The 10,008-nt window shown below is 46.1% G+C and carries 9 protein-coding genes and 3 pseudogenes; 6 read left to right on the forward strand and 6 right to left on the reverse strand.

The window, feature by feature from the left end:
- Window positions 1-2 precede the first annotated feature (2 nt).
- Window positions 3-545: a TetR/AcrR family transcriptional regulator gene (locus N7386_RS10515; RefSeq protein WP_279768411.1), complete on the reverse strand. Its 543-nt coding sequence runs from the start codon at window positions 543-545 to the stop codon at window positions 3-5.
- A gap of 231 nt (window positions 546-776) precedes the next feature.
- Between N7386_RS10515 and N7386_RS10520 the strand changes: the two genes are divergently transcribed.
- The 3 genes and pseudogenes from N7386_RS10520 to N7386_RS10530 all read left to right on the forward strand — a co-directional run.
- Window positions 777-1,058 (forward strand): hypothetical protein, encoded by a 282-nt coding sequence (locus N7386_RS10520; protein WP_086904956.1) that lies wholly within the window; start codon window positions 777-779, stop codon window positions 1,056-1,058.
- A complete protein-coding gene (gene tnpB, locus N7386_RS10525; protein ID WP_014610304.1) occupies window positions 1,058-1,408 on the forward strand; it encodes an IS66 family insertion sequence element accessory protein TnpB in 351 nt (116 codons plus the stop codon). Before N7386_RS10520 ends, tnpB (N7386_RS10525) begins: the two co-directional genes overlap by 1 nt.
- Window positions 1,409-1,429: 21 nt before the next feature.
- Window positions 1,430-2,332: pseudogene (locus tag N7386_RS10530) on the forward strand (IS66-like element ISSpu21 family transposase); the annotation flags it as partial.
- Between the two features lie 115 nt (window positions 2,333-2,447).
- Here the strand turns inward: N7386_RS10530 and N7386_RS10535 are convergent.
- The 3 genes from N7386_RS10535 to N7386_RS10545 form a co-directional block, all read right to left on the reverse strand.
- On the reverse strand, window positions 2,448-3,974 hold the full coding sequence (locus N7386_RS10535; protein WP_279768420.1) for an IS66 family transposase: 1,527 nt from the start codon (window positions 3,972-3,974) through the stop codon (window positions 2,448-2,450).
- A gap of 131 nt (window positions 3,975-4,105) precedes the next feature.
- Window positions 4,106-4,423, reverse strand: coding sequence for an IS66 family insertion sequence element accessory protein TnpB (tnpB, locus tag N7386_RS10540; RefSeq protein WP_086904928.1), 318 nt, complete (start codon window positions 4,421-4,423; stop codon window positions 4,106-4,108).
- Window positions 4,420-4,776: a hypothetical protein gene (locus N7386_RS10545; protein ID WP_140374535.1), complete on the reverse strand. Its 357-nt coding sequence runs from the start codon at window positions 4,774-4,776 to the stop codon at window positions 4,420-4,422. Before N7386_RS10545 ends, tnpB (N7386_RS10540) begins: the two co-directional genes overlap by 4 nt.
- Before the next feature lie 81 nt (window positions 4,777-4,857).
- Between N7386_RS10545 and N7386_RS10550 the strand changes: the two are divergent.
- Window positions 4,858-5,634, forward strand: a pseudogene (locus tag N7386_RS10550) (IS66-like element ISSpu21 family transposase); the annotation flags it as partial.
- An 18-nt stretch (window positions 5,635-5,652) separates the two neighbouring features.
- On the forward strand, window positions 5,653-5,916 hold the full coding sequence (locus N7386_RS10555; RefSeq protein WP_014610306.1) for a transposase: 264 nt from the start codon (window positions 5,653-5,655) through the stop codon (window positions 5,914-5,916).
- Window positions 5,917-5,965: 49 nt separating this feature from the next.
- Here the strand turns inward: N7386_RS10555 and N7386_RS10560 are convergent.
- A pseudogene (locus N7386_RS10560) lies at window positions 5,966-6,985 on the reverse strand (IS4 family transposase); the annotation flags it as partial.
- 130 nt (window positions 6,986-7,115) lie between these two features.
- Complete coding sequence (gene nhaA, locus N7386_RS10565) at window positions 7,116-8,267, reverse strand: Na+/H+ antiporter NhaA (protein ID WP_001000601.1); 1,152 nt, start codon at window positions 8,265-8,267, stop codon at window positions 7,116-7,118.
- Between the two features lie 404 nt (window positions 8,268-8,671).
- On the opposite strand from nhaA, the gene N7386_RS10570 reads away from it, so the two are divergent.
- Window positions 8,672-10,003 carry an IS4 family transposase gene (locus tag N7386_RS10570; RefSeq protein WP_043015601.1) on the forward strand — a complete coding sequence of 444 codons (1,332 nt, stop codon included), beginning with the start codon at window positions 8,672-8,674 and terminating at the stop codon, window positions 10,001-10,003.
- Window positions 10,004-10,008 lie beyond the last annotated feature (5 nt).

Here is a 10,008-nt window from a genome sequence, read left to right on the forward strand (position 1 = left end):
CTTCATACTTGTAGCTCCCGTGCCTGTTGCACTAATTGTTGTTCCAGCGCGCTGCGCTCTGCTGCGGTAAAAGGGGATAAATTCAATAAATCGTGATAAATCAGGGCTTCACTGGCCAGTAACAGCAAGGTTGCCTGCAGTGAATTACCATGTTCAGCCTGAATTTGCTGCATTACATCCTTATTGTGTTGCTGCACCGGCTGTAACAAAGCTGGCTGCTCTGCGGCCGCGGCCAGAATCGCCATCGCGGTATTACCGGCAATCTGCCGGGTAAAGTGGGCGCGGGTTTGCAATACCGCTGCCAAGGTCGAACTTTCCGTGCGCTCTTGTTGCGTCCGCTGGCACTCTGTCTCATCTAACAAATGCTGCACCATGGCGCTGATTAACGCTTCTTTACTGGGAAAATGGTAAATCAAACCACCTTTACTGACACCAGCGACTTTGGCAACCGCATCCAGCGTCACTTTACCGGCGCCATTTTCAGCAGCAACACTAAGCGCGGCCTGAATGATTTGACTGTTAGTCAGTTGAGATTTTTTATTCAAGGATAAGCTCCCGTGCCGAGGCCGGATCGAAGCCGCCGTAGCCACAAAAATACCGACCGGTTGGTGCAGTAAATTATTATAGGCGAATCCAGGTAAACCGCAACTGAAGCATTAAAAAATGACTATATTATGGTGAACTTGACTAACACCCGTAAGCGTCCATTTTAGGACGTCCTATTCCCACTTAAGATCGCGCGATAAGCTGTGCACTCATCATAACAGGAGAGTGATATGGCAAAGCGAGCTTACCGCAACGCGGCACAATGGCAGCAATTAATCGACTTATGGCACACATCAGAGCTGAGCATCACTGAGTTTTGCCAAACCCATCAACTGAGCACCATGTCATTTTATAAATGGCGGCAACGCTTGGCTGAGCAAACTGAACAAGCGCCTGTTCGCCAGGATACACAGTTTATCGATTTATCCGCGCTTGCACATCACGGTAACGCTCGCTGGCATATCGTCTTGTCACTGGGTAATGGCGTTGAACTCACGCTTAACCAGCAATAATGTTTATCCCTGCTGCCAACCAAAAAATCTGGCTGTGCACCACACCCGTGGATATGCGTAAATCCTTTAACGGTTTAAGTGCCCTGGTGCGCAATAAACTTTGCCATAATCCACAAAGCGGCCAGTACTTTGTGTTTATCAATGCCCGCAAAACCCAGATGAAGGTGTTGTACTTCGAAAGCTCAGGCTATTGTGTCTGGGCTAAGCGCCTCGAGCAAGGCCAGTTTCCGGTGAAACCGCATCCGAGTGGGATCCAATCACTCACCGGTTGCACCCTGCAAATGATCGTTGACGGAATTACCGTACTTCGCCAGAAACAAGCGAAGCGCTATGGGCAGTCAATCGCTTGATAAGTCTGTATAATTGACGCTATGAAAATCAAGCCTTCATCCTCATCCAACGTGGCAACGGACGCCGAGACACGGGTTAATTTGACCAGTGAAATCGCGCGCCTGCAGAGTTTGTTGCAACAGGCTTCTGCAGAGAATCAGGCCTGGTCAGAAAAGTACGGCAAGCTGGAAACTGAGCATGCGTCATTGCGCGAAACCTTCGCAGGCATTCAGCAACGCTTAGCCTGGTTTGAGAAGCAGCTGTTTGGTCAGAAGTCAGAAAAGCGCGCCTTGGAATTGGGTATGCAGTTAAGCTTACTGGGCGATATGGTGCCACCGCTGACCCAACCCGAAGGTGAAACCGAATATACCACCTACACCCGCAGAAAAGGCAAACAGCGCCCGGATGATTGCGTTAATGACAGTGGTTTGCGATTTAACGATAACGTACCGGTGAAAGTGATTACGCTGATACCAGACGAGTTAAAAGGGGAAGATGCCGACCAGTATGAAGTGATTGGCGTAAAAAGCACCTTCCGCTTAGCACAGCGCCCAGAGAGCTTCGACGTGCTGCGTTATGACCGGCAAATCGTTAAACACAAAGGCAGCGACACTATCCTGCCAAGCGCAGCGCCGTTTAATGTGCTGGATAAAAGCGTGGCGGATGTGAGTTTTATCGTCGGCATGTTGGTGGATAAATTCCAATACCACTTGCCGCTGTATCGCCAACACCAGCGCTTAGCCGCAGCGGGCATTACTTTAAGCCGCAGCACACTGGGCACCATCGTGGCACGCGGTATTGATTTACTCTATCCGATTGTGGATGCGATGCTGACCAGCATCTTACAAAGCCAGGTGCTGGCAATGGACGAGACGCCGATTAAAGCAGGCAAAGCGGGCCCGGGCAAAATGAAGCAAAGTTACTTCTGGCCGGTGTATGGTGAGCTTACGGCAGCATGGCGTGACATAAGTAATAAAGCAAAAAATCTGGTTTCTTAAATTTCAGGCACGGCAATACTTAGGCCACTGGCCCAAGCATTGCTTGATTATGAGCGGTTTATTATTGGTATTGGTCGAGATAATTCCAAGGTAGGTATTTTTCAGGATGCTTTTTTGCATCATCCGCATCTCGTTGCAGTCGCGTAAAGTAATCAAATACATTGATGCCTGCTTCATTGCCTGTTGCTATCATCGACGTGATAACATCGCCAATGTTCGCACCGAGTAAGCTTTTACGAAACATCGCATTTTTTCTATCTCGCACCACTATTTTTAACATCGATTCTATGCGGTTATTATCTATTTTTACCCCTTCGTGATGGCAAAATAAACTCAGCCCGTCATAGTGTTTTAAAAAATAACGGATAGCTTTGCCTAGACCGCTATTTTCTTCAATGCTTTCATTAGTAAAGTGCTTTTCACCCCAACTTTTAATCGCTTCAAGTATGGGTAATGAATGTTGCTGATGGTACTCAAGTCGCTCGCGTGCGGTGAGTTCACGTTCAATGGTTGTCTGTTCATTGCGCCAAACTTCACCATAGAGTGTGAGTATATTTTCAACCTCTTCGGGGAAATGATTAATGACATCGACAAACTGGCGCCTTGCATGGCTATTACAAAGTGATGTTTCAACCTCGCAAGTACTTGGCTGATTACTGGCGAGCGCATCACTCATTAATATCGGTGCGACAGTGACTTGTCGTTTGTAGAGTATGCGGTCGATAAACTCACCTGCGTGCCCAATATTGGTTTCAAATAACACAATATCATGGCCCGTTTTTAAGCTGGCAATCACTCCTGATGTATAAACACCTGAGCGCAAGCGTGTTTTCTCGCTATTACGTACTTTCTTTTCAACTGGCTTGGCGTCAAGAATACGGTGGGTGGTGTCATCTAAGTAATAGTGCTTAGCATCGCCAGCCAACTCAAACAAGTGCTGGTAAACAGGATAAATCGCATCACAGACAAGCTCTACTTGGTCAAACACCGTCGACGCAGTGATGTTGACGCCCAATAGCTTTTGGATGTTGCCTTGACGATAAAAAGGTAGCCCTGCAAAGTATTTATAAATCGCCATTAACGCACGCGCAGAGTAACCATATTTTTGATGACTATTACCGTCATGTAATACTTCATCGGGCAGGTTTGCCGTGAAATAGGCACCACACGCATTGCAACGCAAGCGCTCCATAATATGTTGCTCTGGGGTAAAAGGCGTTTGCCCTGTAATGCGCAACAAACTGCCAGGCTCGACTTTATAGGCCTTACCTTTCAAACATTCTGGGCAGCTATCCCCTTTATTTACTTCGTTTAACGCATGTTTGATGATAACCGGTTTGACCTGTGTAAAGTCTTCATCCTGTGTTTTTGGTTTTTTACTTTTCTTGCTGGTTTTTTTCTGTGCTTTACACAGGTCGCTTTGTTTTTCTGATGATTTTTCAATCCCAAGTAACTTACGTAATTTATGCACGGTGATACCGTGGTCAGCTAGCTTGTTTTGTGTTGTTGTTAATGTCAGTAACGCATCAAGCAATAACTGATAATCATCAGCGCTAAGCGCAAGATTATTTTCTTTGGCTTCAATCACTCGCTTGATTAAATCATCGAGAGATTGTGCATCGATATCGTTAAAAGGTTTTGCCACAATAAGCCTTTTGCCTGCGGGAATAAAAAAGAGGATGGAGTATGATCCCATTTAAAATGAAATCAAGCGGTTATTTATAATGGGTGGTAATTCCCGCTGAGCAATTGCCGTAAATGTTTGGCGTCCACGGACGTCATGGCACTATTAATGGTTGGCCAGCCAGAGAACTTGCCCTTAGATAAACGCTTTGTCATCAACCAAAAACCGTTATTTTCATAAGCGAGTGCGCGCACCATGGTTTTGTTACGATTAATAAAAACAAACAAGGTACCAGAGCGAGGCTCACAATGAAGGCGTTGTTTACACAGCGTAGCTAACCCATCAATGCCTTGACGAAAATCAGCGGGCTGGGTAGCAATCAAAATGTCGCTATGACGGGTTAAATGGATCATGATTTTATGGCCTCAATTAACTGAGCAAACCGTGTTTCGCTGACTTCGCCAGATACGGCTAAAGAATTGCCATTGTTGAACTTCAGGGAGATAGAAAGCGACTCGGTTATCGGCGTTGCATTGGGTAGTGAAATAAAGTGATTGGATACATCACTTGATGAGTTGGCGGTAAGCCAAGTATTGAATTGCTCATGACTAATACGCAACTTTTTAACAATGGTTGTTTTTGAATAATGCGGTAAAAGGGCGATCGCTTGCTGGCGCAAATTTTCAGGGATTGCACTACCTCGAGAAGGTTTATTGCTTCGCCACTGTTCAAAGTTAGCGAGGGTGTTAAGGAGTTTATCTGGCATCATTGTGACCGGGTTGATTTAGTTACAATGATTAAATCAGGTTAATTGAAATAAGTTGAGCTACGCTGCCGTAAGCTCACGGTGTATGGTGATAAGGATGAAATTGTTTTTACCTTCTCCACCAGCCGCGGGCGGCAACATATAGAAGAGATATTAAAACATCGCTTTAAAGGGACTTTATTAAGCGATGGCTACAGCGCCTATGCCAGTTATATAAAAGCGAATGAGGGCTTAACCCATGCCCAGTGCTGGGTGCACAGTCGCCGGCAATTTATTGCAGCCGAAAACAGCTGGCCACAACCGGCCAAAGAAGCGATAAGCCTAATCGCCAAGCTGTATGAGATAGAAGAGACTATCCGAAACCAAAAGCTCACGGATGACAAAAAACGCCAATACCGGCTTGCGCACAGTAAACCGGTGGTTGACCGCTTCTTTACGTGGTGTGATGACACCCTGCATAACCTGACGCTGCTGCCAAAAGACCCCCTCTACAAAGCGATTGGCTATGTACAAAGCAAAGAAATGGCACTGCGTGTCTTCTTAGAAGACCCCGATGTGCCGCTGGATACAAACCATCTGGAGCGGGCGCTCAGGCCCATACCCATGGGGAGAAAAAATTGGTTGTTCTGTTGGACAGAAATCGGTGCTGAGCATGTTGGCGTTATCCAAAGCCTGATAGTCACTTGTCGATTGCATGATATCAATGTAAACGATTATCTGACCGATGTACTGCTACGTATCAGCCAACACCCTGCCAGCCTGGTACATGAACTGACGCCACGGTATTGGAAAACCCAGTTCGCCGATAATCCACTGCGTTCAGACCTCTTTGCTTTACCCGCCACTTCGGTAGAATAGCCTCCAGACGGAGGCGATATGCGCATAGAAGACCTAACCTTAGACGAATTACATGACCTGAACGAGCTAATCTGCAAGCGGATAGACTACTTACGTTTGCAAAACGACATCAATGTTCTAAGCCAGCTACGTTTAGGCCAAAAAGTCCACTTCAAGGCCAAAGAAGGCCAAGTGTTCGGCGTGGTTATCAAAATCAACAAGAAATCAGTGATGGTGGTCAGCGATGATAACCGCCAGTGGAAAATCCCACCAGGACTGGTGCAGATCATGAAAGACATCTAGCCAGGATGCTTGGCCGAAATCTATAAGGCGTCAATACGTCCTAAAATGGACGCTTACTTCGTAGCAGCACTTCATCTTCGAGCATATTGTGCTTTATCTCTCCGTAGCTGTTCTCTATTTCCCATCGTTCAAAATACACATCCAGTAATGACTGCGTACCATATTCCAGACTCGTTAAGGAGGTGAGAACACCTATGACGTGATTAGGTTGTTCTGGCTTAGGGTACAGGACAAGGCGGGCTTGCCATTTCTCCGGCAAGCTTGGGTCTTGTTTCCGAGCATGGGCTGACACTTTCATTTCCACTAAAAGGTCTCGCCCTTCCTTATCCAGTTGCTCAACCACTTCATATTGCGTGTTGGATTTTATCGGCGTCATCCAGTGACTCGTCGTATGTTGCCGTTGCCAATTAATCATCAACTCGGCACTGAGGTAACAGCGGTCAAAAATCGTCAGGGAGTGAGCGGGGGCTGAAGCGGCCAGCTGTTTGGCATAAGAGACCTCTCCTGTCGAGCTGGGCCCAAAGACAACATCATGTAATAAACGACTTCGCAGCGATGTGAGGGCACATAATCGAACAATCGGGTATTCAGTATGGTGGTTTTCATTGTACTTGATGTATTGGAAGTGCTCTGCAAGACAGGCGGTATCATGGGTGCGGAACTGAGTGCCGTCGACAGAAAGTAAACTCAGTCCAAACCATTTGTCATCGCTATCTTCCTGCTGGGTCCAATGGGCTGCTGTCAGTTTAAAAAGCGCTTCCAAAGGTTGGGCGGTGAGGCGCTTTCTCGCTTGAGGAATAGCACTTGGTGCAACAGAATCCCCTAAGTGGTTGGAAAGCTTGAGGTCTAGTTTATCTAAAACTTCCGTGATGGGTTTATCCCGATACAAGCCAATACCGACAATTAGCCAAACGACAAGTTCGGCGGGTAACTTACGCCGTCTCATGCTGGCTTTATTGGTAGAATCAAGGGCTTGCTCTATCCATTCGAGCGGGAGTTCTTTTTGGAAGAGAGCCAGTGATTCTGGTGCAGCAAACGTATCGACATCAATCAGCCAGTGAGCCAACATAAAAAATACCCTCAGCAATTAGTGTACTGAGGGTATTGTTAACCATCCGTAGGATCGTTCAACTGATCAATGCCTTAACTGATCGGTGTTATCCCGATTGGGAGGCTTTACAAAATAGCTCATTTTTATCTTACGCTTGCGCTTTCTTAGGCAAAGAAAAGTGCAGTAAGGCATAGCCAAGTAATGCTGCTGTCGTAGAACCCATTAAGATACCGAGTCGAGCATAGGTATCAAATTCAGGACTTACATTTCCGAACGCTAAAGAGGAAATGAAGATAGACATTGTAAAGCCAATACCACACAACACAGATACCGCAAAGATATGCTTGAAGTTAACGCCTTCAGGTAACTTAGCAACGCCCATTTTTACCGCTGCCCAGCTAAAGGTAAAGATACCTAGAGGCTTACCAACCAGTAGACCCAAAGCAATACCGAGTGGCAGCATTGAAGTTAGACCTGACATCGATACGCCTTCTAACGAAATCCCCGCATTGGCAAATGCGAATAGAGGCAGAATACCAAATGCCACGTATGGGTGAAGCGCGTGCTCCATATGTTTAAGTGGAGAATGTTCGCCCTGCTTTCCCTTTAGTGGGATAGCAAAACCAATCACTACACCTGCCAATGTTGCGTGAACACCAGATTTAAGCACCGCGAACCATAAGATCGCACCGACGATCATGTATGGCGTAAGTTTTGTTACTTCCTTCGCATTCAACATGAATAGGACACCAGTCATGATGAAGCCAACAAGCAACGCCATGGTCGACAGGTCACCGGTGTAAAATAGCGCGATAATAACAACTACACCTAAATCATCGATGATAGCAACCGCCAGCAAGAACACTTTTAGGCTTACTGGTACACGCTTACCTAATAACGCCATGATACCTAAAGCAAAAGCGATATCTGTCGCCGCTGGAATTGCCCAACCAGAAATCGCCTCAGGATCGTTGGCATTAAAGGCTACGTAAATAAGAGCAGGAGCTAATATACCGCCAACCGCTGCAATCGCAGGGAAAATTGCGGTTTCTTTTGATTTTAACGCACCTTCAAGCAGCTCTCGCTTAACTTCAAGGCCAATGAGTAAGAAGAAAACAGCCATTAGGCCGTCATTAATCCAGTGAGAAACTGACATACCAAATACATAAGTATGCAGTACAGATTGATAAGTTTCGCCCAGCGGTGAGTTAGCAATGGTCATCGCAATTGCCGCGGCAATCACGAGAAGAATACCACCAGCTGATTCCATTTTGAAAAAGTCACGAATGACATCGTTCATGGTTTCGTCCTTATATTTATTATCTTAATAAACGATTAACAAAGAATGATAAGAGTGTATAGCGGTCGAAAACTTTAGAATAATCGCTTCTTCAGAGTATAAACTTCGATTTTTCCTATATGAAGTTTACTATACATCGTATTTTCCAACATAACACTCAATTTTGATCACAGCGCGTACTTGTTGTTATCGCGCCAAATGTTTATCAAGATTATGAGAAAATCAGCATAACATGGCATGTACTGTCATGATAACCCCATACTTTTGAGAAAAATTCAGGAAGTTTCATCCACTAAAAAACCACCCATTGGGGTAACACCGATCAGTTAAGGCATTGATCAGTTGAACGATCCTACGGATGGTTAACAATACCCTCAGTACACTAATTGCTGAGGGTATTTTTTATGTTGGCTCACTGGCTGATTGATGTCGATACGTTTGCTGCACCAGAATCACTGGCTCTCTTCCAAAAAGAACTCCCGCTCGAATGGATAGAGCAAGCCCTTGATTCTACCAATAAAGCCAGCATGAGACGGCGTAAGTTACCCGCCGAACTTGTCGTTTGGCTAATTGTCGGTATTGGCTTGTATCGGGATAAACCCATCACGGAAGTTTTAGATAAACTAGACCTCAAGCTTTCCAACCACTTAGGGGATTCTGTTGCACCAAGTGCTATTCCTCAAGCGAGAAAGCGCCTCACCGCCCAACCTTTGGAAGCGCTTTTTAAACTGACAGCAGCCCATTGGACCCAGCAGGAAGATAGCGATGACAAATGGTTTGGACTGAGTTTACTTTCTGTCGACGGCACTCAGTTCCGCACCCATGATACCGCCTGTCTTGCAGAGCACTTCCAATACATCAAGTACAATGAAAACCACCATACTGAATACCCGATTGTTCGATTATGTGCCCTCACATCGCTGCGAAGTCGTTTATTACATGATGTTGTCTTTGGGCCCAGCTCGACAGGAGAGGTCTCTTATGCCAAACAGCTGGCCGCTTCAGCCCCCGCTCACTCCCTGACGATTTTTGACCGCTGTTACCTCAGTGCCGAGTTGATGATTAATTGGCAACGGCAACATACGACGAGTCACTGGATGACGCCGATAAAATCCAACACGCAATATGAAGTGGTTGAGCAACTGGATAAGGAAGGGCGAGACCTTTTAGTGGAAATGAAAGTGTCAGCCCATGCTCGGAAACAAGACCCAAGCTTGCCGGAGAAATGGCAAGCCCGCCTTGTCCTGTACCCTAAGCCAGAACAACCTAATCACGTCATAGGTGTTCTCACCTCCTTAACGAGTCTGGAATATGGTACGCAGTCATTACTGGATGTGTATTTTGAACGATGGGAAATAGAGAACAGCTACGGAGAGATAAAGCACAATATGCTCGAAGATGAAGTGCTGCTACGAAGTCAGTCTGTGGAGGGGGTAATACAAGAAATCTGGGGAATATTGATAGCTTACAATTTGGTTCGCCTGGAAATCAGTCGTATTGCGAGAGAGGCGCAGGTATCGCCATTGCGTATAAGTTTTATGATGGCATTGAGAGATATTCAGGATGAGCTGATGTGGTGTGCGATAGCCTCCCCCGGCTCCATCCCGAGAAAGCTAAGGGCCATGCGGGAGAGAGTTAAACGCTACATACTGCCCCAAAAAAGAAAACGGCCCAAAGCAAGGACCGTTCGTATCAATAAAACTCGCTACCCTGTTCGCTCTAAACACCTTAAGTGATAGGT

The organism is Shewanella sp. GD04112 (assembly GCF_029835735.1).
Lineage (GTDB): Bacteria > Pseudomonadota > Gammaproteobacteria > Enterobacterales > Shewanellaceae > Shewanella.

What these genes read in the sequence shown, in the direction of transcription:
- N7386_RS10520 (WP_086904956.1), top strand. Translation starts at nt 777, where the DNA reads ATGGCAAAGCGAGCTTACCGCAACGCGGCACAATGGCAGCAATTAATC.
- tnpB (WP_014610304.1), top strand. Translation starts at nt 1,058, where the DNA reads ATGTTTATCCCTGCTGCCAACCAAAAAATCTGGCTGTGCACCACACCC.
- tnpB (WP_086904928.1), bottom strand. Translation starts at nt 4,423, where the DNA reads ATGATCCATTTAACCCGTCATAGCGACATTTTGATTGCTACCCAGCCC.
- N7386_RS10545 (WP_140374535.1), bottom strand. Translation starts at nt 4,776, where the DNA reads ATGCCAGATAAACTCCTTAACACCCTCGCTAACTTTGAACAGTGGCGA.
- N7386_RS10555 (WP_014610306.1), top strand. Translation starts at nt 5,653, where the DNA reads ATGCGCATAGAAGACCTAACCTTAGACGAATTACATGACCTGAACGAG.
- nhaA (WP_001000601.1), bottom strand. Translation starts at nt 8,267, where the DNA reads ATGAACGATGTCATTCGTGACTTTTTCAAAATGGAATCAGCTGGTGGT.
- N7386_RS10570 (WP_043015601.1), top strand. Translation starts at nt 8,672, where the DNA reads ATGTTGGCTCACTGGCTGATTGATGTCGATACGTTTGCTGCACCAGAA.